We start from the raw sequence: 24,041 nt of genomic DNA on the forward strand, positions 1-24,041 counted from the left end.
CCTTCACGGCGCAGCTTGTGCGCCACTTTCATGCGTTTTCAATGCTTTGCCGACATGATTGCTGCATGTTGGTCCGCGCCGGGCGGCTGGGGCCGACGGGCTGATGGGCTTGACCTGCCCCCTGCTCTCATAGACAGTCGGCGCAGGATCCCGGTTTTTCACCCTGACGCAGTTGGACAGGAGCACGCATGCAGACTGATTTCCCCGCACGCATCAATGCACGCCGGGTTGGCCATGTACGTGGCTGGCGCTGGATCGTGGAAGCGTTTTATCTGGTACGGCAGCAGCCGCTGACCTGGATGCTGCTGGCCGGTGGCTATCTGCTCATTCATTTTGCCGTGGCCGCCATTCCCCTGCTGGGGCCGCCGCTTACCTTTTTCCTGGGGCCGATCTTTGCCGGTGGTTTCGTACTGGCGGCGCAGCAGGCAGAGCATGGCAGCGAACTGAGGCTGAGCGTGCTGTTTGCCGGTTTCCGGCAGGCACCCCGCGCCCTGCTCAATGTCGGCATGCTCTATCTGGGGCTGTTGTTGCTGGCGATGATGCTGCTCAGCGCGGCCATGCCGCTGCTGGGCATCCACATGATTGCCGGGCAGAATGCGCAGGAGCTGCCCAGGCTGGAAGGCCCGGTCAGCTTGTTCATGTTGCTCAGCGCTGCGCTGATGTTTCTGCTCAGCCTGTGCTACTGGTTTGCGCCGGCACTGGTGGTGCTGAACGGGCTGGGACCGTGGCAAGCCTTGCGTGACAGCTTCCGCGCCGGCATGGCCAACTGGCCGGCGGTGCTGCTCAGTGCCTTCATGCTGGCCCTGCTGCTATTTCTGGCCCTGTTGCCGCTGGGGCTGGGTTTGCTGCTGTGGTTTCCGGTGCTGTATGTCACTGCCTACACCGGCTGGAAAGACCTGTTCGCACCGCAGGCGGATTAAACAGTCCTGGCCCGGCTCAGTGACTAACTGTGCTGCGCCGCATGTCCACGTGCAGGATGCCGCCATCGTCATAAGGCTGTGACACCGCGACAAAGCCGAAGCGCTCATACAGCCCCTGGGCGGAGGTCTGGGCCGACAGCATGATGGGGGCGGCGGGCCACAGGTGCAGGCAGTGCGCCACCGCTTCCGCCAGCAATTGCTGGCCCAGGCCCTTGCCACGTGCTGCTGGTTCCAGTACCACGCGGCCGATGGCGCTGGCATCCGGATACTTCTCGCCCGGTGCAATCAGGCGTGCGTAAGCCAGCAATTTGCCGTGACCATCGCGGCCCAGCAGGTGGTGACAGTGCAGGTCCACGCCATCCACATCGCCATAGATGGATTGTTGTTCCAGTACGAATACCCGGTCGCGCAACTGCAGCATTTCATACAGCGCAAGCGGGGAAAAGCCGTCAAACGGGTGGCATTGCCACTGCAACAGGCTGGCCATAGTAGAATTGCCCTCGACAATGAATGGTGTAGTCCGCCCATCCTGCCGGCACGGTGCCGGGAATGCAGGCTGGCGGCGCTGCAAATGAACAAGTGTAAACCTATCACACAAGCAAGCTCTGCCCATGAACAGTAATGATCTCTTTGACGATGCGCTGCCCGCCACCGGCATGCAGCCGCCCGTGACACCGCCCGCTCCGCCGGCAGATGCGCAGTCGGGCGACTGGATTCCGCTGGACCAGTATGCCGAGCGTGCCTATCTGGAATACGCCATGAGCGTGGTCAAGGGCCGCGCGCTGCCGGAAGTGGCCGACGGCCAGAAGCCGGTGCAGCGCCGCATTCTGTATGCCATGCGCGACATGGGCCTGGTGCATGGGGCCAAGCCGGTCAAGTCGGCCCGTGTGGTGGGTGAAATTCTGGGCAAATACCACCCGCACGGCGACAGCTCGGCTTACGAGGCGCTGGTGCGCATGGCGCAGGACTTCACCCTGCGCTACCCGCTGATCGACGGTCAGGGCAACTTCGGCAGCCGCGATGGCGACGGTGCCGCCGCCATGCGTTACACCGAAGCACGGCTGACGCCGATTGCCGAGCTGCTGCTGGGCGAAATCGACATGGGCACGGTGGATTTCCAGCCCAATTATGACGGCGCTTTTGAAGAGCCCGCCCTGCTGCCGGCGCGCCTGCCCATGGTGCTGCTCAACGGTGCTTCCGGCATTGCCGTGGGCATGGCCACGGAAATCCCGCCGCATAACCTCACCGAGGTGGCGCGCGGCTGCCTGGCCTTGCTGGCCAACCCGGAGCTGACGACCCGCCAGCTGATGGACTACATCCCCGGCCCGGATTTTCCCGGTGGTGGCCAGATCATCACGCCTTTCGACGATATCCTGGCTGCTTACGAAGGTGGCCGTGGCAGCGTACGCGTGCGGGCCAAGTGGGAAGTGGAAAAACTGGCACGTGGCCAGTGGCGCGTCATCGTGTCCGAGCTGCCACCCGGTTCTTCCGCACAGAAGGTGCTGGCCGAGATTGAAGAAGCCACCAACCCCAAGCTCAAGACCGGCAAGAAGGCGCTGACGCAAGAACAGCAAAACCTCAAGAGCCTGATGCTGTCGCTGCTGGACCGCGTGCGCGACGAATCGGACAGCCAGAATCCGGTGCGGCTGGTGTTCGAACCCAAGTCCAGCCGGCAGGACCCGGACGAGTTCATCAACATCCTGCTGGCGCAAACCAGCCTGGAAGGCAATGCCTCGATGAACCTGGTGATGATCGGTCTGGACGGTCGCCCGGCGCAGAAGGGCCTCAAGGCCATTCTGAGCGAGTGGATCGCCTTCCGCCGCAGCACTGTCACCCGCCGCCTCAAGCACCGCCTGGGCCAGGTGGAAAAGCGCATCCATATTCTGGAAGGCCGCATGATTGCCTTCATCCATATCGATGAAGTCATCCGCGTCATCCGCGAATCGGACGAACCCAAGCCCGACCTGATGAAAGCCTTCGGCTTGTCCGAAGCGCAGGCCGAGGACATTCTGGAAATCCGCCTGCGCCAACTGGCGCGGCTGGAAGGCTTCAAGCTGGAAAAGGAATTGTCCGAGCTGCGCGAAGAACGCGAAGGTCTGCGCCATGTGCTGGATACGCCGGACGCCCTTACCCGCCTGATCCGCGACGAGATCATGGCCGACACCGCCAAGTACGGCGACCAGCGTCGCAGTGAAATCAAGGCAGCCGAGCGTGCAGTGCTGACCCAGACCATCGCCGACGAGCCGGTCACCATCATCCTGTCGCAAAAAGGCTGGATCCGCGCCCGCGTCGGCCACAATGTCGACCTGTCGGCGCTGGCCTTCAAGGATGGCGACGCGCTGCACACCGTGGTGGAAACCCGTACCGTGTGGTCGGTCATCGTGCTGGACAACAAGGGCCGCGCCTACACCATCGACCCGGCAGATGTGCCCACCGGTCGTGGCGACGGTGTGCCGGTGGCCTCGCTGGTGGATTTGCAGGATGGCGCCAAGCCGGCGCAGATGATCTCCGGCAAGGATGAAGCCCGCTTCGTGGTGGCCGGTTCCGGCGGTTATGGTTTTGTGGCCAAGCTGTCCGACATGGCGGGCCGGGTCAAGGCGGGCAAGGCCTTCATCACGCTGGACGATGGCGAAAGCGTCATCACCCCGGTGGCAGTGGCCGCCCATGCCGACCTGACCGCCCTGCGCCTGGTGGCCGCGGCGGACAATGGCCGTCTGCTGGCCTTCCCGGCCGGCGAGCTGAAGGAAATGGCCAAGGGCCGTGGCCTGATGCTGATGAGTCTGGAGGCGGGTGAATCTGTCACCGCCATCGGCCTCGTCAAGGGCGACAAGGCGCTGTTGGCCACGGTATCGGTGCGCGGCAAGGTGGCGGACGAAAAGCTGGCGCTGGCCGAGTTCGACGCCAAGCGCGGCAAGAAAGGCAAGCTGATGCCAAAGAAATGGACCGTATCCGCCATTGGTGATCTGCCTTCGGTCGAGACCGACTGATGCTGGACCGCCCGCTACCGCTGACTCCGCGCAAGGCACTGGCCTTCGTCAACGGCTTCCGAGCCCTGATGTTGCTGGTGCTGCTGTTCATGTCGATGCTGCAAGGCACGGAAGGACAGCCGCTGGTCGACGGTGGGGCGCGCTTCTATCTGTGGTCGGTCGTGTATGGCGCGCTGATCCTCTGCTGGTTTGTCTTGCGTACCGGCAAGATTGCCCACACCCTGCAGCTGTCGCTGGCCATTGCGGCTGACATCCTGATGATCGTGTTGCTGATGGGCATGAACGGCGGGGTGAAAAGCGGCTATGGCATGCTGTTGCTGCCCTACCTGGCCGTGGCCGGATTGCTGTCCTCCGGGCGCTATGCCTTGTTCTATGCCTCCATCGCCACCGCCAGCCTGTTTGCTTATGTGGGGTACGAGCATGTCAGCAACCAGATGCTGTTCGGCAGCACCACCGACCTGTTCCAGACCGGGCTGCTGTCGCTGGCCGGCTTTGTCACCTCGGTGGTCACCTACCAGTTAGCCAAGGTGGCGCGCGAATCCGAAGAACTGGCCTTGCGCCGTGGCGGCGAAATCGCCAATCTGAACCGCTTGAACGAACTGGTGCTGCAAAGCCAGCGCGATGCCGTCATCGTGCTGGATGAAACCGGCACCGTGCGGCAATTCAATGCCCAGGCGGTACGTTACTTTCCCGGCATGCAGCGCGGCATCCTGCTGCCTGAGCTCACCTCGGTGGTGGAGCGCTGGCGCATCAACAGCCACTCGCCCATGCCGGTGTTTGTCGAGCGCAATGTGCGTGGCCGCCAACTGGCCGGCCGCATGGTGCCCATTCTGGCCGGCGACCTGCGTGGCGTGGTGATGTTCCTGCGCGATATGGCCGACATGGCCGAAGAGGCCAAACGCATCAAGCTGGCGGCGCTGGGCCGGCTGACCGCCAATATCGCCCACGAAATCCGCAACCCGCTGGCCGCCATCTCCCATGCGGGCGATCTGCTGGCCGAGAGCGCAGAGGACCCGGCTACCCAGCGGCTCACCCGCATCGTGCGCGACAACGCCAAGCGGATTAATGGTTTGGTGGAAGAAGTGCTGATGCTGGGCCGGCGTGACCGGGTCAAGACCGAAACCATCAAGCTGTCACAATTCCTGGCCGATTTTCTGGAACAGTTCGGCATGGCACAACCGGAAGCGGCCGGGCGCATACTGCCTATTTTCTACAGCACGGCCAGTGTCTACTTTGACCGCGGCCATCTGGAACAGATCCTGTCCAATCTGGTGGCCAATGCCTGGCGCCACTCCTCCCGTGTGCATGGTGCGGTACGCATCGAAATCAGCCAGATGGAATCCCAGGTACTGATTCGCGTATTTGATGATGGCCCCGGCATGAGCGAAGATGCACAAGCCCACCTGTTTGAACCCTTCTTCACCACTGAAAGCAGCGGCACCGGCCTGGGACTGTATATTGCCCGCGAACTGGCCGAAGCCAATGATGCCCGACTGGACTATATCCCGCCGGGCGGTGTTTTCCGTTTAAGCTGTCATCATGCCTATGAATAAAAATCCCCTGCGCGTGCTGGTGGTGGATGACGAGCCGGACATCCGCGAACTGCTCGAACTCACCCTGATCAAGATGGGCCTGGATGTAGCGACTGCTGCTAATGTCAGCGATGCCAAGGCGCTGCTGCTGCGCGAACCCTTCAATCTGGTCCTCAGCGATATGCGCATGCCAGATGGAGAAGGCATCGAAGTGGTCGAATTCATTGCCGAACAAGGACTGGACATTCCCAGCGCCATCATTACCGCCTATGGCAGTACCGAAAACGCCGTCAAGGCCATGAAAGCCGGGGCCTTCGATTACCTGTCCAAACCCATCAGCCTGGCACAATTACGCACGCTGGTGAAATCAGTATTAAAGGTAGAAGGCAATGGCAAGCCGCTTAGCATAGAGCGCCTGGTGGGTGACTCCCCCGCCATGCTGGAGGTGCGCCGCATGATAGACAAGCTGGCGCGCAGCCAGGCCGCCGTCTACATCAGTGGCGAATCCGGCACCGGCAAGGAACAGGCCGCTCGTCTGATTCACGAACAAAGTGCGCGCGCCGAACGGCCATTCGTGCCGGTCAATTGTGGAGCCATTCCGGAAAACCTGATGGAAAGTGAGTTCTTCGGTTACCGCAAAGGCGCATTCACCGGAGCAGACAGTGATCGCGACGGTTTTTTCCAGCAAGCTACCGGAGGCACGCTGTTTCTGGATGAAGTGGCCGATCTGCCGCTGGCCATGCAGGTCAAGCTGCTGCGTGCCATCCAGGAAAAGAAAGTGCGCAAGCTAGGCAGTCCGCAGGAGGAACCGGTCGATGCCCGCATCATCTGTGCCACCCATAAAGATCTGGCCGCGCTGGTCGAAGCCGGCCAGTTCCGCCAGGACCTTTACTACCGGCTCAATGTCCTGCCATTGCGCATGCCGCCGCTGCGCGAGCTGCGCGACGACATCCCGCGCTTCATCGGTGCCCTGCTGGACCGTTTCGCCACCCCGGAAAACCGCCCGCGCCTCACGCCGGATGCCGTCAAGGCCATGCTTGCCTATAACTACCCGGGTAATTTCCGCGAACTGGAAAACATTCTTGAGCGCGCCATTGCACTGGCAGGAGAAGACAAGGTTGATGTTGCCGACTTGCAGCTCACACCCTGCCAGCCGCTGGACGATTCCGATAGCAGCCCCGGCTATGCTGGGAGTGAACCGCTGCAAGCGTTCCTCGACCGGGTAGAGCGGGAAGCCATTCTCAAAGCACTGGATGCCACCCGCTTCAACCGCACCCAGGCAGCCAAGCTATTGGGCCTCACCTTTCGTTCCATGCGCTACCGCATGGATAGGCTGGGCATCAAATAAGAGCCCGGTCATCAGCCATCTATATATATAGTCATCGCCAATATCCGCATCCCCTTCGCAAAAAGCCCGGCCCAGCCGGGCTTTTTGTTGCCTGTGTCGTTAGTGAGGCCGGCTTTTTGCGCCAGTTTCCCCCGTGGGGCAGCGTCAGGCTGGACGCCAGTGCATCGCTGACTGTGCATGCGCAGCAAAACAGTCATCAAACCCGTATTTCATAAAGCATTACCGTTCAGTGACTTAGCGGTCTGCGGGACGGAATTTTGGCAAATCCTGCAGATTGCTTCGCACAAAGTGTTGACGAGGGTGGGTCAGGGCGGTATAGTTCGCCTCCTCAGCAGACAACGCAGCGACGGAAACGAAACGCAGCGACCTGCACCGCTCTTTAAAAAACAGAATAACCGATAGGTGTGAGTGCTTGGCGAAAGCCAAATACTTGCACTGCAAGACAAGAAATACTTGTTATTTTCTTTGATCTTGCGTGCCAGAAAATTTGCTATGAGATTGAACTGAAGAGTTTGATCCTGGCTCAGATTGAACGCTGGCGGCATGCTTTACACATGCAAGTCGAACGGTAACAGGGAGCTTGCTCCGCTGACGAGTGGCGAACGGGTGAGTAATGCGTCGGAACGTGCCGAGTAGTGGGGGATAACTATCCGAAAGGATAGCTAATACCGCATACGCTTTGAGAAGGAAAGCAGGGGATCGCAAGACCTTGCGCTATTTGAGCGGCCGACGTCTGATTAGCTAGTTGGTGAGGTAAAGGCTCACCAAGGCATCGATCAGTAGCGGGTCTGAGAGGATGATCCGCCACACTGGGACTGAGACACGGCCCAGACTCCTACGGGAGGCAGCAGTGGGGAATTTTGGACAATGGGCGCAAGCCTGATCCAGCCATGCCGCGTGTCTGAAGAAGGCCTTCGGGTTGTAAAGGACTTTTGTCAGGGAGGAAATTCCTAGCGCTAATATCGCTGGGGGATGACAGTACCTGAAGAATAAGCACCGGCTAACTACGTGCCAGCAGCCGCGGTAATACGTAGGGTGCAAGCGTTAATCGGAATTACTGGGCGTAAAGCGTGCGCAGGCGGTTGTGTAAGTCTGATGTGAAAGCCCCGGGCTTAACCTGGGAACTGCATTGGAGACTGCACAGCTAGAGTGCGTCAGAGGGGGGTAGAATTCCGCGTGTAGCAGTGAAATGCGTAGAGATGCGGAGGAATACCGATGGCGAAGGCAGCCCCCTGGGATGACACTGACGCTCATGCACGAAAGCGTGGGGAGCAAACAGGATTAGATACCCTGGTAGTCCACGCCCTAAACGATGTCAACTAGCTGTTGGGGGTTTGAATCCTTGGTAGCGTAGCTAACGCGAGAAGTTGACCGCCTGGGGAGTACGGCCGCAAGGTTAAAACTCAAAGGAATTGACGGGGACCCGCACAAGCGGTGGATGATGTGGATTAATTCGATGCAACGCGAAAAACCTTACCTGGTCTTGACATGTACAGAACTTTCCAGAGATGGATTGGTGCCCGAAAGGGAGCTGTAACACAGGTGCTGCATGGCTGTCGTCAGCTCGTGTCGTGAGATGTTGGGTTAAGTCCCGCAACGAGCGCAACCCTTGCCATTAGTTGCTACCATTTAGTTGAGCACTCTAATGGGACTGCCGGTGACAAACCGGAGGAAGGTGGGGATGACGTCAAGTCCTCATGGCCCTTATGACCAGGGCTTCACACGTCATACAATGGTCGGTACAGAGGGTAGCCAAGCCGCGAGGTGGAGCCAATCTCATAAAACCGATCGTAGTCCGGATCGCACTCTGCAACTCGAGTGCGTGAAGTCGGAATCGCTAGTAATCGCAGATCAGCATGCTGCGGTGAATACGTTCCCGGGTCTTGTACACACCGCCCGTCACACCATGGGAGTGAGTTTCACCAGAAGTGGGTAGGCTAACCGTAAGGAGGCCGCTTACCACGGTGGGATTCATGACTGGGGTGAAGTCGTAACAAGGTAGCCGTAGGGGAACCTGCGGCTGGATCACCTCCTTTCTAGAGAAGGCGATCGTCAAGTATTCACAGCCTATCGGTTATTCGAGATTTTAAGGGTTTGACTGGGTTTGTAGCTCAGCTGGTTAGAGCACTGTGTTGATAACGCAGGGGTCGAAGGTTCGAGTCCTTCCAGACCCACCAGTTTGGGGGATTAGCTCAGTTGGGAGAGCACCTGCTTTGCAAGCAGGGGGTCGTCGGTTCGATCCCGTCATCCTCCACCACCTCAACTCAAACAAAAACGCATCTGGAAACGTTGTTTCCGGGTATCTTTTTGTTTGCGTTGAATTGACCGCAAGGTCGAACGCCCGATCTTTAACAAACTGAAGAAGCCGAATTAATTAGACGGCGAAATGAAATGCATGAAGTTAACTCTGCATGCAGGACAAATCGTCATCTTGGGAATTTGATTGTATCTAATGTCATGTCGCCATCACAAAAGGGGCGGTGTGACATGTCGCACAAACACAATCCTGTCGGATTGGTAACTCAGGTTACTGAAATGATAGGGTCAAGCGACTAAGTGCATCTGGTGGATGCCTTGGCGATCACAGGCGATGAAGGACGTGTAAGCCTGCGAAAAGCGCGGGGGAGCTGGCAATAGAGCTTTGATCCCGCGATATCCGAATGGGGAAACCCACCCGCAAGGGTATCCCAGACTGAATACATAGGTCTGTGGAAGCGAACCGAGTGAACTGAAACATCTAAGTAACTCGAGGAAAAGAAATCAACCGAGATTCCGTCAGTAGTGGCGAGCGAACGCGGAATAGCCTGTATGTGATAGAGATTGAGATAGTGGAAGGACCTGGAAATGTCCGCCATAGTGGGTGATAGCCCCGTACACGAAATTTCATTCTTGGTACTGAGCATACGAAAAGTAGGGCGGGACACGCGAAATCCTGTCTGAAGATGGGGGGACCATCCTCCAAGGCTAAATACTCGTGATCGACCGATAGTGAACCAGTACCGTGAGGGAAAGGCGAAAAGAACCCCGGGAGGGGAGTGAAATAGAACCTGAAACCGGATGCATACAAACAGTGGGAGCCTCGCAAGGGGTGACTGCGTACCTTTTGTATAATGGGTCAGCGACTTACGTTCAGTAGCAAGCTTAACCGCATAGGGGAGGCGTAGGGAAACCGAGTCCGAATAGGGCGCTTTAGTTGCTGGGCGTAGACCCGAAACCGAGTGATCTATCCATGGCCAGGATGAAGGTGCGGTAACACGCACTGGAGGTCCGAACCCACTAGTGTTGCAAAACTAGGGGATGAGCTGTGGATAGGGGTGAAAGGCTAAACAAACTCGGAGATAGCTGGTTCTCCCCGAAAACTATTTAGGTAGTGCCTCATGTATCACTTCCGGGGGTAAAGCACTGTTATGGCTAGGGGGTCATTGCGATTTACCAAACCATGGCAAACTCTGAATACCGGAAAGTGCGAGCATGGGAGACAGACGGTGGGTGCTAACGTCCATCGTCAAGAGGGAAACAACCCAGACCGCCAGCTAAGGTCCCAAATGATCAGTTAAGTGGTAAACGAAGTGGGAAGGCCCAGACAGCCAGGATGTTGGCTTAGAAGCAGCCATCATTTAAAGAAAGCGTAATAGCTCACTGGTCGAGTCGTCCTGCGCGGAAGATGTAACGGGGCTCAAACTGATAACCGAAGCTGCGGATTTGCACGTAAGTGCAGATGGTAGGGGAGCGTTCTGTAGGTCTGTGAAGGTGTCTCGTAAGGGATGCTGGAGATATCAGAAGTGCGAATGCTGACATGAGTAGCGATAAAGCGGGTGAAAAGCCCGCTCGCCGAAAGCCCAAGGTTTCCTACGCAACGTTCATCGGCGTAGGGTGAGTCGGCCCCTAAGGCGAGGCTGAAAAGCGTAGTCGATGGGAAACGGGTTAAAATTCCCGTACTTTTGTGTAGTGCGATGTGGGGACGGAGAAGGTTAGGTCAGCGGCCTGTTGGAATAGGTCGTTCAAGCCGGTAGGCGTGAAGGGTAGGCAAATCCGCCCTTCTTTAACGCCGAGAAGTGATAACGAGGGTCTACGGACCTGAAGTGACTGATACCACGCTTCCAGGAAAAGCCACTAAGCTTCAGCTACACAAGAACCGTACCGCAAACCGACACAGGTGGGCAGGATGAGAATTCTAAGGCGCTTGAGAGAACTCAGGAGAAGGAACTCGGCAAATTGATACCGTAACTTCGGGAGAAGGTATGCCTGTTGTGGTGAACACCCTGCGGTGGGAGCTACGACAGGTCGCAGAGAATCGGTGGCTGCGACTGTTTATCAAAAACACAGCACTGTGCCAACACGAAAGTGGACGTATACGGTGTGACGCCTGCCCGGTGCTGGAAGGTTAAGTGATGGGGTGCAAGCTCTTGATCGAAGCCCCAGTAAACGGCGGCCGTAACTATAACGGTCCTAAGGTAGCGAAATTCCTTGTCGGGTAAGTTCCGACCCGCACGAATGGCGTAACGATGGCCACACTGTCTCCTCCTGAGACTCAGCGAAGTTGAAGTGTTTGTGAAGATGCAATCTCCCCGCTGCTAGACGGAAAGACCCCGTGAACCTTTACTGTAGCTTTGCATTGGACTTTGAAGTGGTTTGTGTAGGATAGGTGGGAGGCTTTGAAGCAGGGACGCTAGTTCCTGTGGAGCCGACCTTGAAATACCACCCTGACCCCTTTGAGGTTCTAACCTTGGTCCGTTATCCGGATCGGGGACAGTGCATGGTAGGCAGTTTGACTGGGGCGGTCTCCTCCCAAAGTGTAACGGAGGAGTTCGAAGGTTACCTAGGTACGGTCGGAAATCGTGCTGATAGTGCAATGGCAAAAGGTAGCTTAACTGCGAGACCGACAAGTCGAGCAGGTGCGAAAGCAGGACATAGTGATCCGGTGGTTCTGAATGGAAGGGCCATCGCTCAACGGATAAAAGGTACTCCGGGGATAACAGGCTGATACCGCCCAAGAGTTCACATCGACGGCGGTGTTTGGCACCTCGATGTCGGCTCATCACATCCTGGGGCTGTAGCCGGTCCCAAGGGTATGGCTGTTCGCCATTTAAAGTGGTACGTGAGCTGGGTTCAAAACGTCGTGAGACAGTTTGGTCCCTATCTGCAGTGGGCGTTGGAAGTTTGACGGGGGCTGCTCCTAGTACGAGAGGACCGGAGTGGACGAACCTCTGGTGTACCGGTTGTCACGCCAGTGGCATTGCCGGGTAGCTAAGTTCGGAAGAGATAAGCGCTGAAAGCATCTAAGCGCGAAACTCGCCTGAAGATGAGACTTCCCTGAGGGCTAGACCCTCCTGAAGAGTCGTTCGAGACCAGGACGTTGATAGGTCGGGTGTGGAAGCGCTGTGAGGCGTTAAGCTAACCGATACTAATTGCTCGTGAGGCTTGATCCTATCATTTGAGTGGCTTGGGAAACCGAGACCGGATGGATAGTGAATGTGCGACGCGATCAAAGATCCAAGATAAGATACCTAATTAATTCAGTGATTCAGACGAAGTCTGGATGACAAAGCTTCTTCAAGTTTGTTGACAGTTTATGTCTGGTGGCCATAGCGAGGTGGTCCCACGCCTTCCCATCCCGAACAGGACCGTGAAACGCCTTAGCGCCGATGATAGTGTGGCATTCGCCATGTGAAAGTAGGACACTGCCAGACTCCCCTTACAGAAGCCCAGCTCAATCGAGCTGGGCTTTGTGCTTTGTGGTGCGGGCATGCCCTGCGACTGCACATTTGCGGTGCTTCCCCTCCTTCCTTCTTCCCTTTCTGCTGCTCCTGCCATTGCTCATCTGTGCTTGTGCTGGGCACACACCTGCAATGCTGATGTCTTTTAATTTGTCTGAGTGCTTTTATTGACAATTAAAATAAGTTTTTTGGCGGATTGCGGATGAAATATCGCTGAGTACGGCTGATTTTGGTTGTTTGTTTAATCCGGTCGTATTTTTATCAAGAATTCCTGGGGTAATGCTTGCTTCGATAGTTGGCAAACTGCTATACCAAAAGCGTAAATAATCGAATTGTTGCCGGTACTGTCATCTGGGTGGGATTTGCCAAGGAATAGCATCATGCAGCAGCCAATCAAACTGCTTATTCTGGAAGATCAGGTTATCTTGCGTAAGCTGATTTCACGCCAGACCGGTTTTTTCAGTCGTCAGGCTACTCAGATTGATGAGTTCAGTGATCCGGCAGAAGCGCTGCGTAGCGCTGCGGAAACCAGCTATGACCTGATCATTACCGATATCGGCATGCCTGGCATGAGCGGTATCGACTTTATCAAGAATCTCAGCGCCATCGGCTGTCGGGCGTCCTTGCTGATCATTTCCGGCTATGACCCCCGTACACTGCACACCATTGCTGACATGGCTCGCGGGCAGGGGATGCGCAGTGTGCATTTTCTGTGCAAGCCTTACAGTATCGACCAGTTCCTGCATTGTTTGAATGCGGTGTTTTTCGATATGGAGCAGCGTGATGCCGCGCTGGCACTAAACCCGCAGCAGTTGTGGCAGGACTGTGCTGCTCAGCCGCTATCGCTGGAGTTCCGCCCGGTGCTGGGGCTGCTAGGACGCGAGCTGCGCGGCATGCAGGTAGCAGGTATGCGTTTGCCCCATGGCTACTTGTCACTGGATGCGGCCTTTTACCGCAGGCTGGCCGTCAATCCGCAATTGCCCGTCTTGATTCTGGAAATGGTAATGGAGCGGCTGGTACAGGTACTGGTCAACATTCCCCAATCGTGGCGGCAAGGCGTCTTGTTCAGCTTTTATCTCGATACCAGCTGCCTGGCCCATGAAAACCTGTTTGACCGCTATAGTGCCTTGTTGCGCCAGCATGGTCTGTCCTGCGGGCAGATAGGCTTCATGCTGGAGGATGGTTTGCATGCTGGCAGCTCGCCGGTGTGCTTCGAAAATATTGCCAAGCTGAAGTATTTTGGTTTTCCCTTGCTGGCGGATCAACTGGGTGCGGGCAGGCTGACCGTCAGCAATCTGCTGCGTTTACCGCTGCAGGGGCTGTGCCTGCCGGTTTCCACCCTGAAGCAACTGCCAGCACCGCAGCACGATGTGGCTGCCTTGCTGCAGTGCAGTGGGGTGGAGCAGGCACAGTTGATCATCAGTCATGTCGATGGCGAATCCGAACTGGAGGCCGTGATGGCCGCCGGCCATGCACAGTGCGGTGTCTGTGGAGAGCAGATTGCACTGCAGCTGGGTGTGGACGAACTATCATCTTATCTAGCACAACAGCAGACTGCCGGCATGCCAGCGAGCCAGACCGGCGGCGCAATATGTGATGACATGCAAGGGGTGAATCATGTCGGTCGAGATGGAAAAGCTCAAAATACTGGTCGTTGATGATCAGTCACTGGTCAGGACGCTGGTCAGCCAGTCCTTGCAGTCCATGGGTATCCGGTCGGAGAACATTTCGCAGGCACCTGACGGCAGTACCGCGATGCGTACCTTGGATATGCGCATGGTGGATCTGGTGCTGTGTGATGTGGAAATGAAGCCGATGAACGGGCTGGATCTGCTGAAGGAGCTGCGGTGCGGACATACCGCCAATGCATCCAACCTGCCGTTCATCATTCTGTCCGGTCATGCCGACCGCAGCAATGTCACCGTGGCCGTGCAACTGCATGCGGATGGCTTTGTCGTTAAGCCGCCCAAGCCGGTGGATGTGGAAAAGGCAATCACCCAGGCGCTGCGCCGTACCCGTCCGGAAGTGGATCCTTTCAGCTATTACGGCGTGGATACCGGAACCGACTACGACAAGAAGGTATTCCGCAGATTGTTCGAGCTGCGGCCGGAAGATCTGCCGGATGTGCCGTATGAAACGGTGACCCTGCATAGTGCCAAACCCGGTTCGGTTCTGGCAGAGGATTTGCGTAGCAAGTCCGGACATTTGTTGCTGCCGCGTGGTGCCAGCATTTCCGCCAACCAGCTGGCGGTATTGCGTAATTTCAGTGACCGTTACGGCGTACATCAACTGGTGATCGAAATTGCGCATGAGCCGGCTGTGGATGATGGCCATGCCGTGGATGCCAGCAACCATCCCGGCTGAGTAAGTGCGCATGCAGGGAGACAAGATGGCCAATACCAACAACAAGGCAAGCCAGACGCTGGCGATTGGCCGGGCGGTGATCGCCATTGTGGTCCTGCTGGGTATTTTCCAGATTGGCTGGGTTGCCAGGCTGCTGCTGGCATCGTGGCAGCATTACCAACAGGCGGTGGCCCTGTCCGAAGTGCATCAGGTGCGCACCAAGTTCTACACCGCCGCAGACCTGTTGCGTCGTGAAGCCATTCTCAGCCGCAGCCTGTTGTACCGCAACACGCCCCCCTACCCGAAAGAGCGCAGCCAACTGGCCTTGCTGCGTTCGCAGGCCGATTACTGGATGAACCAGGCCATGGCGGCCGGGCAACAGGATATTGTCATTGAGCAGCGGGCCAAGCTGGCGGATGTGGCCCTGCAACTGGAAAGCTTTCATTCCCTGCGCGCCGAAATTGACATGCGCATCGGCCCTGCCTGGGGGGTGGATGAAACGCTGGGCTATGGCGAGGAACTGTCGTCACGCCATTTGCAAGATGCCATCAACGATGTATTGATCGGCATGAACGGGCAGATAAAGTGGAATGCCCCGCCGGGCTTGTACATCATGATGGATATCGCTCAGGACAGTTGGAGCATAGGCCATGTGCTGCGTTCCTCTGCGGCTGCACTGCTACTGCGTAGCGAGCGTGATGCCCCGCTGAGTGAAACCGAGGAGATGGACCTGCAGTCCCGGCTGGATCTGAGCAACCTGATGTTGCAGCAATTGCGCGCTGATGCCGCCCATATTGATGACCGCGAACTGCTGGCCAGCCTGCGCCGGATCTCGGATGCCGCGCTGCAACTGCATATGCTGAACAAGCAGCAACTGACCTTGCTGCAGGCACATCAACGGCTGGCCAGCATGCAGCCGGCCATGCAGCAACAGGTAGAGCAGGTACAGCAGGAAAGCTGGGCCCTGTTCCTGCACACCAATCGGTTGTGCGCCCAGCAGATTGAGCAAGCCTTGCAGGATTACCGCCGCCAGCTGATTCATGACAGCCTGCTGGGCATCGCCATCCTGGCACTGGGGCTGATTTTGCTCTACAGCATGACCAAGCGCGTCCTCAAGCCGCTGAACCGTCTGCAACGCATGCTGGATGCCGCGGGCGATGCCATCATGACCATCAATCAGCATGGCGTGGTGTTGTCGGCCAATGCCGGTGCGCAACGCCTGTTCGGCAATGGGCGGGTAACGCTGGAAGGCCAGCAGATCAGCCAGTTGCTACAGCTACCGCAGGCCCTGGCAGATACCCTGCAGGTGGTCAGCGAACAGGGTAGCCAGACTTTGCAGGGCGAAGGCATCAAGCTGAATGGCGAGCTGTTTTTTGCCGGCATCACCGTCAGCACCTTCCGCAGCACCGATACCGGCAAGGAATTCATGCTGATTGTGCGGGACGAGCATCAGCGCCGCATTGCCGAGCATTCCTTGGAACACAACCTGAGCATGCTGTCCGCCATTTCCCATGTGGAAAACCTCATGCTCAGCCGTTGGCCGCGCAATGAAGTACTGGATCGACTGCTGCAGGAGTTCATCCGCTTCAGCCGGGCCGAACAGGGCTTCATGCTGGTGCTGGCCGAATTCCCGGATGACCGTTTTGAAATCCACCTGCAAGCCGGTAACTGGCCTGATACGCTGCCGCCGCTGGAAACCGTGGCACACGAAGCAGAACCGCTGACCTGGCTGCTGCAGCGCCTGGCCGAGATGCCACCCTGGATTACCCTGCCGGTGTCGATGGATGACGATGTCTCGGCGCTGATCTGCCTGTTGCAGCCAGACCTTACCTTGCTGGGAAAAGGCATACAGCCATTGGTAGGGGCTTATGCCAACATTCTTGGTTTCTTTGATGAAGAAGATCGCCGCAAGCTGTCCGAATCCCAGCTGCGGTCGGTATTGCAAGAAGAAGAGGCCATTTACTCCGCCTCGCCTATTGGTTTGCTGCGCCTGAATGAGCAAATGCAGATTGTCCGTGCCAACCGCATGGCGGAAGACATTTTCGGCCGCGGGGGCAACAGCCTGCCTGGCATGCACTTGATGGAGCTGCTGGCCTCGGACCAAAGCTGGTTCGATCTGACCAGCCAGCTCAACAGCATGGTGCAGTACCAGAGCAAGCTGCGCTGCGAACTGGAATGCATCAATGCCGATGGCCGCCCCATCTGGGTGCTGTTTGAAGGCATGCTGCTGTTTCCGGATCGACCGCGCGAGGGCACCATCCTGGCCTGCCTGGACATTACCGAAAGCAAGCTGGCCGAGTTTGAACTGCGCATGGCGCGTGACCAGGCCAATGCCGCCAACCGGGCCAAGAGCTCCTTCCTGGCCACCATGAGCCACGAGATCCGCACGCCGATGAACGGGGTGCTGGGCATGCTGGAACTGCTGGCCATGACCCCGCTCAACCCCGAGCAGAAGGACAGCGTGGATACCATCCAGGAATCGGCGCGCACCCTGCTGCGGCTGATTGACGACATCCTGGATTTTTCCAAGATCGAAGCGGACAAGCTGGAAGTGGTACTGACCCCCACTGCGGTCAAACCGCTGCTGGAACAAGTCCGTACGCTGTACGCTGAAACCGCAGCAGCCAAGGGCCTGCAGCTCAAGCTGGAAGTGGATGAACGCCTGGCCCCCGCCCTGTTGCTGGACCCCTTGCGCCTGCGCCAGATCCTGCAGAATTTCGTCAGCAATGCCGTCAAGTTCACCGCCAATGGCGGCATTACCCTGCATGTGGAAGTGCTGGAGCAGGAGTTTTCTGCCCAGACCCTGCGCTTTGACATCATCGATACCGGTATCGGCATTTCACCGGAAAACCTGTCACGTCTGTTCGAACCGTTTACCCAGGCCGAATCCGATACCAGCCGTCGCTTTGGCGGCACCGGCCTGGGCCTGGCCATCTGCCGCCGGCTGGCCGGCCTGATGGGTGGGCATGTGGAGCTGGAAAGCCAGCCCGGACAGGGAACGCGCGCCTCCTTGCTGCTGGTGGCCAATATCGTGGACATCAGCGAACTGCCGGCCGGCGATGCCGAAGAAGTAGGCAGCGCCGCCGTTGGCACCAGCCAGTATGATGCGCTGTTGCCCATCCTCTTTGCCGAGGATAACCCGACCAACCGCAAGCTGACCTTGCGTCAGCTGGAAAAGCTGGGCTATACCGCCGAGTGTGCCGAAGATGGTGCCCAAGCCTACGCCATGTGGCAGGCCGGCCACTACAGCCTGTTGCTGACCGACTGTCACATGCCGGTGACCGACGGTTATGAGTTGGCGCGTCTGATCCGGGCCTATGAGGCGGAGCATCCAGAGCGCGGCCATCTGCCCATTATTGCCTGTACAGCCAATGCCGGGCAGGAGGAGCTGAACAAGACCAGTGCGGCTGGCATGGATGATTTCCTCACCAAGCCGCTGGCCATCAATATTCTTGCCGCCATGCTGGAAAAATGGCTGAACAAATCGCCGGAGAATACCATGCTGCCTGCCCCCGACACCCCTGTACCGGCCTTGCCTTGTCCGGTTGATCGCTCTGTGCTGGAAGTCTACAGCGATGGTGAGCTGGCTGTGGAACTGGAGATCCTGCACGATTTCGAGCAGGCTAATCAGGAAGATATGGCCGCATTGCGCCAGGCCGCCAGCGATGCCAGTGCCGAGCAACTGGCCTGGGCCGCGCACCGTATCAAGGGTGCCAGCCGCATGGTGGGGGCCAATGAAATGGGTAATGCGGCGGAGGCGGTGGAGAAGGCCGCCAAGGCTGGCGAGGTGGCACAGGCGCAGGCGCTGCTGCTCAGCCTGGAAGCGGCACTGGCGGCATTCGAGCACTGGCTGCAGCAGCAGGATACGGCCAGCGTGTGATGGGCGTGGCCGCGGCTACATGGTCCGGCTGATGGCCTCACTGCGCTCCAGGGTGGCAATCAGCCAGTCGCGGAAGGCGCGGATTTTCGGCTGCTGCGCCATTTCGTGCGAATACATCAGGTAATACGCCCACTCCGTCTCCAGCACGGTATCAAACGGAATCACCAGCCGTCCGCGCTGGATGTCGTCGTTGACCATGGAAACCTGTGCCAGCGTCACGCCCATGCCCGCTGCCGCGGCATGCAGCGCGTATTCCAGCGCATCAAAAGTCACACCGCTCTCCGGGTTGATATTGCTCACCCCGGCCAGCTTCAGCCAGCGGTCCCAGACATCCTGATCCCGCCACGGATGCAACAGGGTGTGGTACTGCAAATCTTCCGGCGTGCGCAAAGGATGGGGGCCTACCATCAGGGACGGTGAACAAACCGGCACCAGTTTTTCCCGGCAGATGCACTCGATGCGCATGTCGGTGTACACCTCGGGCCGCGGCATGCCGATGATGGCCAGGTCGTATTCGGCCCGGTTGAATGGCTTGTCGTGGATCAGCTGGGTGATCAGGTGCAGGGTGTATTCCGGGTAGCGGGTCTGGAAGTCCGGCAGATTGGGCAGCACCCAGCGCATGGCCGGCGTTGGCGGAATGCGTACCCGCAGCCCGCTCTGGCGCAGGCGCAGCATTTCGCTGGCCTCGTGCAGCAACTGGAAGGCATCACGCGCCGGTTTCACCAGCGCCTCGCCTTCGGCGGTGAGGGCCAGCCCGCGCGCCTGGCGGATGAACAGGCTGGTGCCGTAGAACTCCTCCAGCGTCTGTACATGACGGCTGACCGCACCCTGGGTCAGATGCAGGGCGGCGGCTGCGCGGGTAAAGGACAGGTGCTCAGCCGCGGCAACAAAAACACGCAGCGCATTCAAGGGAGGCAGTTTCATCGGATTCATGCTGTTTATTCATAGCTGCCATGATTATAACTGCTTTGTCAGCCGGACAGGGGCTGGTTATCCTTGTGGCTATTGTATTGATAATTCAATGCAAAGCCTGATTGTCTTGAGTTGAAGCATTTTGTTTCGCAAAGCAGGCATTCCCCGCTTTATTGTGCAAGCAATGTCTTGCTTGCATGGCTGATCTGCTAGCAATGCGCTAACGCCCCGCCACAGTGTTGCGCGTTGGTGCAGGTGGCAGCCATCTCATGGTTTTCCACCCATCTCCACGTTGGGAACGGCCGGGTCCTGCCTCTGTGACCTGGCCGATTTTTTATTCCATCCAGTTGTGAGTCCGCTGCAGACAAGAAAAAAGGCCACTTGCGTGGCCTGAAGATTCGGAGAAAAAGCGGCTGGACCATCTGGTCCGTGCTCCTTGCTGGCAAGGGCTGCTTTTCCGGGTCCGAGTGTACAACGATGCGTACGGCGGGGCAAACCGCTTGCGAGGTGATCAGTCGCCCAGCGCCGCCAGCAGTTCGGTTTGCTGCTCGGCAATCAGCGCGTCGGTCAGCTCGACCAGATCGCCATCCATCACATAATCCAGCTTGTACAGCGTCAGGTTGATGCGGTGGTCGGTGATGCGGCCTTGCGGATAGTTATAGGTACGGATGCGTTCGGAGCGGTCGCCCGAACCAATCAGGCTCTTGCGCTCGGCCGCTTCCTTCTGCTGCTGCTCGCGGCGCTGGATGTCGTTGATGCGCGCCGCCAGCACCTGCATGGCGCTGGCCTTGTTGGCATGCTGCGAACGGCCATCCTGGCACTCCGCCACAATGCCGGTGGGCAGGTGGGTGATGCGCACCGCGGAGTCGGTCTTGTTGATGTGCTGACCACCGGCACCGCTGGCGCGGAAGGTGTCGATGCGCAGGTCGGCCGGGTTCAGTACCACGTCCACCAATTCATCTGCTTCGGCCATCACCGCCACGGTGCAGGCCGAGGTGTGGATGCGGCCCTGGGTTTCGGTGGCTGGCACCCGCTGCACGCGGTGACCGCCGGATTCGAATTTCAGCTTGGAATACGCCCCAAAGCCGATGATGCGGACGATGGCTTCCTTGTAGCCGCCCAGGTCGGACTCGCTGGCGGAGACGATTTCCACCTGCCAGCGGTTGCGTTCGGCAAAGCGGGTGTACATGCGCAGCAGGTCGGCGGCAAACAGCGCGGCTTCGTCGCCGCCGGTGCCGGCGCGGATTTCCAGGAAGATGTTCTTTTCGTCGTTGGGGTCCTTGGGCAGCAGCAGCTTTTGCAGCTCCAGCTCCAGGGCGGCCAATTTTTCCCGGCCTTCGTCGATTTCCAGTTGGGCGAACTCTTTCATGTCCGGGTCGGACAGCATTTCACCCGCGGTGGCGATATCCTTCTCGCACTGCTGATATTGCTGGAAGGTTTCCACTACCGGGGTCAGCTCGGCATGTTCACGGGTCAGTTTGCGAAACTGATCCATATCGGCAGTGGCCGACTCGCTGGCCAGAAGATGGGTGACTTCTTCCAGGCGATCGGCCAACTGCGACAGTTTTGTCGCAATCGACGGTTTCATTACGACTCCGGGTGTAAGCGGTAAAGGCGGGCGATGGTTTCCACCACGGCCGCATGCTCCGCGCCGCTGCCCGAGGACAGGGCCTGGGTGGGCGGGTGCATCAGTTTGTTGGTGAGTTGCTGTGACAGGCTTTCCAGCACTTTTTCCGGCTCCGTGCCCTTGGCCAGTTGCTTGAGGGCCGCTTCCAGTGCGTGGCGGCGGGTGCGCTCGGCCTCGTCGCGCAGGGCGCGGATCAGCGGCACGGTTTCGCGCTTTTTCAGCCAGTCGTTAAATTCGGCCACGCGGGCCTGGATGATGGATTCGGCTTCTTCCGCCGCGCTTTGGCGGGCTTCCTTGCCCACCTCCACAATGCTGGCAATGTCGTCCACGGTATACAGATAGACATCGTCCAGTTTGCCCACTTCGATTTCGATGTCGCGCGGCACGGCCAGGTCCAGCATGAAAATGGGACGATGGCGGCGGGCCTTGATGGCGCGCTCGACCAGCCCCTTGCCGACGATGGGCAGTTGGCTGGCGGTAGAGGTGACCACCACATCGTAGCGGTGCAGCACATCGGGCAGCTCGGACAGGGTGATGGCATTGCCGCCAAACTGTTCCGCCAGCTTCTGCCCCCGCTCCAGCGTGCGGTTGGCAATGGTGATACAGGAGGGTTCACGGGCGGCAAAGTGGGTGGCCACCAGTTCGATCATCTCGCCGGCACCGATGAACAGGATGTTCAGCTCGCCAATGGTGGGGAAGATCTGCTCGGCCAGCTTCACCGCCGCAGCGGACATGGATACCGAACTGGAACCCACGGCGGTGCTGCTGCGCACTTCCTTGGCCACGGCAAAGGTGCGCTGGAACAGGCCGTTAAGCAGCGAACCCAGGGTGCCGACATTTTCCGCGGTACGTACCGCATCTTTCAGTTGGCCCAGGATCTGGGTTTCCCCCAGCACCATGGAATCGAGGCCCGAAGCCACGCGGAAGGCATGACGGGCGGCGCTGCTGGCATCCAGTTGGTACAGATAGGGGCGCAATTCCTCCACCGGCAGGCCGTGATAGTGCGACAGCCATTGCAGAGCCTGCTCGGGGTTGTTGCTATTGCAGTAGATTTCCGTGCGGTTGCAGGTGGAAACGATGGCTGCTTCACGCGCCGCCTGCGAACCCACCAGGCTTTCCAGTGCGTTGGGCAACACTTCGGCCGGGAAGGCAAGCTTCTCGCGGACCGACAGCGGGGCGGTATGGTGATTCAGGCCAAAGGCAACCAGATGCATGAGCGGAAAAGGGCTGCAGGGGAAATGCCGTATTCTAGCCTAAGTTACAGCTAACGTCCCTAACTCTGGGGTTTTTCCGCCATCATCGCCTGCCTGCCGAAACCGCGATGCGGCTACCCGTGTGGCTGGCTTCTGTCTTACCATGGCGGCTGACCGAACCAGGAGAGCTGCATGTCGCTGAATCTTGCCGATATCCGCCAGGATTATTCGAAAAAGGAATTGTCGCCGGAAGACTGCCTGCCTGATGCCGTGGCGCAGTTCGAGCTGTGGCTGAACGAAGCCATGACCGCCCAGGTACACGAACCCACGGCGATGAATGTGGCCACCGTGGGTGAAGATGGCCGCCCCACGGCGCGCATCGTGCTGCTCAAGGGCGTGGAGAACGGCCAACTGGTGTTCTACAGCAATTATCACAGCCGCAAGGGGCAGCAACTGGCGGCCAATCCCTTTGTTTCGCTGACCTTTTTCTGGCCCGAGCTGGAGCGTCAGGTACGCATTGAGGGCCGGGTGGAACAGGTGGCCCCGGAAGTATCGGATGCCTATTTTGCCAGCCGTCCCTATACCAGCCGGCTGGGGGCCTGGGCCAGCGAGCAGAGCAGCGAAATCAGCTCCAAGAATGTGCTGATCAGCCGCGCCGCCATGTTTGGCGTCAAGCACCCGCTTAGCGTGCCGCGCCCGCCGCACTGGGGCGGCTATGCGGTGATTCCGGACCGGGTGGAGTTCTGGCAGGGCCGGCCCAGCCGACTGCACGACCGCGTGGTCTACCTGCTGCAAGCCGATGCCAGCTGGCAACGCGTGCGACTGGCACCGTAAATGGATTGGGCGGCCACTGGCCGCCCAATTTTTTGACGAAAGAATGGTAATTCTTTTTATTGTTATTCTGGGTTTTCCTGGAACTGCTGCGCGTTGTCACAAATTTCATACCATGAGGGCTTGGAGCCGACAAAGACATGAAATTGCATTGCTAAGCCGGGCTCATCATCCAGGCAATTTGCTGGAATCGGAAAAGAGTCGTTTTCTGAACCAATCTCGCCTAAGGCTGTTCCGCAAATCTTACAAAATGCTCTTATGTATTTATATGGAGCATTAGGCACGTAACGTGCAATAAACTCCTGTCCTTCTAGTAGATTAAAGAATTTCTTGTCTGTGAATACTAGTGCACTTGCACCTAGCTTTCGACAACGAGAGCAGTGACACATACCCATCATGCTCGGTGGCGATGTTAATTCAAATTTTATCGAACCACAGCAGCAGCTTCCTTTAATCATGATCTTCCCTTTCTCTAAAAATCTGAATTCCAAAATCGCTTACTAAAGAGTGTTTGCTGAACGAAAGGCTTCTTGCTGACGATTTAATCTATTTTAGCAACAGCTTGCATTGCTTAACTTTAAATGTGGCAATGTAAATTTTGATTGTTTGCATTAATTTCAGAAAATTCTATCGTGTGACTAAGATTATTTCTGCATGTTTTCGGAAAAACTATCCTTTGCGCTGGTTGTTTTGAGGGTGAGTTTGTGAAGAATGAGGCGTAGCCATCTTTAATTGTCATTTCTATGTCATA

Annotated in this window: 13 protein-coding genes, 2 tRNA genes and 3 rRNA genes; 13 read left to right on the forward strand and 5 right to left on the reverse strand. The window is 57.9% G+C overall.

Annotated features, from left to right (window positions below):
* Window positions 1-188: 188 nt before the first annotated feature.
* The gene (locus DLM_RS20250) at window positions 189-920 is read left to right on the forward strand and encodes a BPSS1780 family membrane protein (protein WP_089082505.1); all 732 of its coding nucleotides are present in this window, start codon (window positions 189-191) and stop codon (window positions 918-920) included.
* A 16-nt stretch (window positions 921-936) separates the two neighbouring features.
* Here DLM_RS20250 and DLM_RS20255 read toward each other — a convergent pair whose 3' ends face one another.
* The gene (locus DLM_RS20255) at window positions 937-1,407 is read right to left on the reverse strand and encodes a GNAT family N-acetyltransferase (RefSeq protein WP_089082506.1); all 471 of its coding nucleotides are present in this window, start codon (window positions 1,405-1,407) and stop codon (window positions 937-939) included.
* A 169-nt stretch (window positions 1,408-1,576) separates the two neighbouring features.
* Between DLM_RS20255 and parC the strand changes: the two genes are divergently transcribed.
* From parC to DLM_RS20315, 11 genes are all read left to right on the forward strand, one after another.
* Window positions 1,577-3,907 carry a DNA topoisomerase IV subunit A gene (gene parC, locus DLM_RS20260; protein WP_197715616.1) on the forward strand — a complete coding sequence of 777 codons (2,331 nt, stop codon included), beginning with the start codon at window positions 1,577-1,579 and terminating at the stop codon, window positions 3,905-3,907.
* On the forward strand, window positions 3,907-5,460 hold the full coding sequence (locus tag DLM_RS20265; protein ID WP_089082508.1) for a two-component system sensor histidine kinase NtrB: 1,554 nt from the start codon (window positions 3,907-3,909) through the stop codon (window positions 5,458-5,460). The genes parC and DLM_RS20265 overlap by 1 nt, the downstream gene beginning before the upstream one ends.
* Window positions 5,453-6,787, forward strand: a complete 1,335-nt coding sequence (locus DLM_RS20270; protein ID WP_089082509.1) for a sigma-54-dependent transcriptional regulator — start codon at window positions 5,453-5,455, stop codon at window positions 6,785-6,787. Before DLM_RS20265 ends, DLM_RS20270 begins: the two co-directional genes overlap by 8 nt.
* 500 nt (window positions 6,788-7,287) lie before the next feature.
* Window positions 7,288-8,823 (forward strand): 16S ribosomal RNA (locus DLM_RS20280).
* Window positions 8,824-8,887: 64 nt separating this feature from the next.
* A tRNA-Ile gene (locus DLM_RS20285) sits at window positions 8,888-8,964 on the forward strand.
* 4 nt (window positions 8,965-8,968) lie between these two features.
* Window positions 8,969-9,044: transfer RNA gene (locus tag DLM_RS20290), tRNA-Ala, on the forward strand.
* 285 nt (window positions 9,045-9,329) lie between these two features.
* A 23S ribosomal RNA gene (locus tag DLM_RS20295) occupies window positions 9,330-12,216 on the forward strand.
* Window positions 12,217-12,362: 146 nt separating this feature from the next.
* A 5S ribosomal RNA gene (rrf, locus tag DLM_RS20300) occupies window positions 12,363-12,477 on the forward strand.
* The 16S, 23S and 5S rRNA genes sit together here with 2 tRNA genes alongside, the layout of an rRNA operon.
* A 407-nt stretch (window positions 12,478-12,884) precedes the next feature.
* Complete coding sequence (locus DLM_RS20305) at window positions 12,885-14,162, forward strand: EAL domain-containing protein (protein ID WP_089083090.1); 1,278 nt, start codon at window positions 12,885-12,887, stop codon at window positions 14,160-14,162.
* The gene (locus tag DLM_RS20310) at window positions 14,122-14,868 is read left to right on the forward strand and encodes a response regulator (protein WP_089083089.1); all 747 of its coding nucleotides are present in this window, start codon (window positions 14,122-14,124) and stop codon (window positions 14,866-14,868) included. Before DLM_RS20305 ends, DLM_RS20310 begins: the two co-directional genes overlap by 41 nt.
* Before the next feature lie 25 nt (window positions 14,869-14,893).
* The gene (locus DLM_RS20315; protein WP_167467178.1) at window positions 14,894-18,727 is read left to right on the forward strand and encodes an ATP-binding protein; all 3,834 of its coding nucleotides are present in this window, start codon (window positions 14,894-14,896) and stop codon (window positions 18,725-18,727) included.
* 15 nt (window positions 18,728-18,742) lie between these two features.
* Here the strand turns inward: DLM_RS20315 and DLM_RS20320 are convergent, their stop codons facing one another.
* From DLM_RS20320 to hemA, 3 genes are all read right to left on the reverse strand, one after another.
* Entirely contained in the window at window positions 18,743-19,660 is a 918-nt protein-coding gene (locus DLM_RS20320; RefSeq protein ID WP_089083087.1) for a LysR substrate-binding domain-containing protein, read from the reverse strand.
* Window positions 19,661-20,150: 490 nt separating this feature from the next.
* Window positions 20,151-21,227: a peptide chain release factor 1 gene (gene prfA / locus DLM_RS20325; RefSeq protein WP_089083086.1), complete on the reverse strand. Its 1,077-nt coding sequence runs from the start codon at window positions 21,225-21,227 to the stop codon at window positions 20,151-20,153.
* Window positions 21,227-22,480 (reverse strand): glutamyl-tRNA reductase, encoded by a 1,254-nt coding sequence (gene hemA, locus DLM_RS20330; protein ID WP_089083085.1) that lies wholly within the window; start codon window positions 22,478-22,480, stop codon window positions 21,227-21,229. Before hemA ends, prfA begins: the two co-directional genes overlap by 1 nt.
* Window positions 22,481-22,651: 171 nt before the next feature.
* On the opposite strand from hemA, the gene pdxH reads away from it, so the two are divergent.
* Window positions 22,652-23,293, forward strand: coding sequence for a pyridoxamine 5'-phosphate oxidase (gene pdxH, locus DLM_RS20335; RefSeq protein ID WP_089083084.1), 642 nt, complete (start codon window positions 22,652-22,654; stop codon window positions 23,291-23,293).
* Window positions 23,294-23,355: 62 nt separating this feature from the next.
* Here pdxH and DLM_RS20340 read toward each other — a convergent pair whose 3' ends face one another.
* Window positions 23,356-23,748, reverse strand: coding sequence for a GFA family protein (locus tag DLM_RS20340; RefSeq protein ID WP_089083095.1), 393 nt, complete (start codon window positions 23,746-23,748; stop codon window positions 23,356-23,358).
* Window positions 23,749-24,041 lie beyond the last annotated feature (293 nt).

This window comes from Aquitalea magnusonii, from assembly GCF_002217795.2.
Classification (GTDB): Bacteria; Pseudomonadota; Gammaproteobacteria; order Burkholderiales; family Chromobacteriaceae; genus Aquitalea; species Aquitalea magnusonii_B.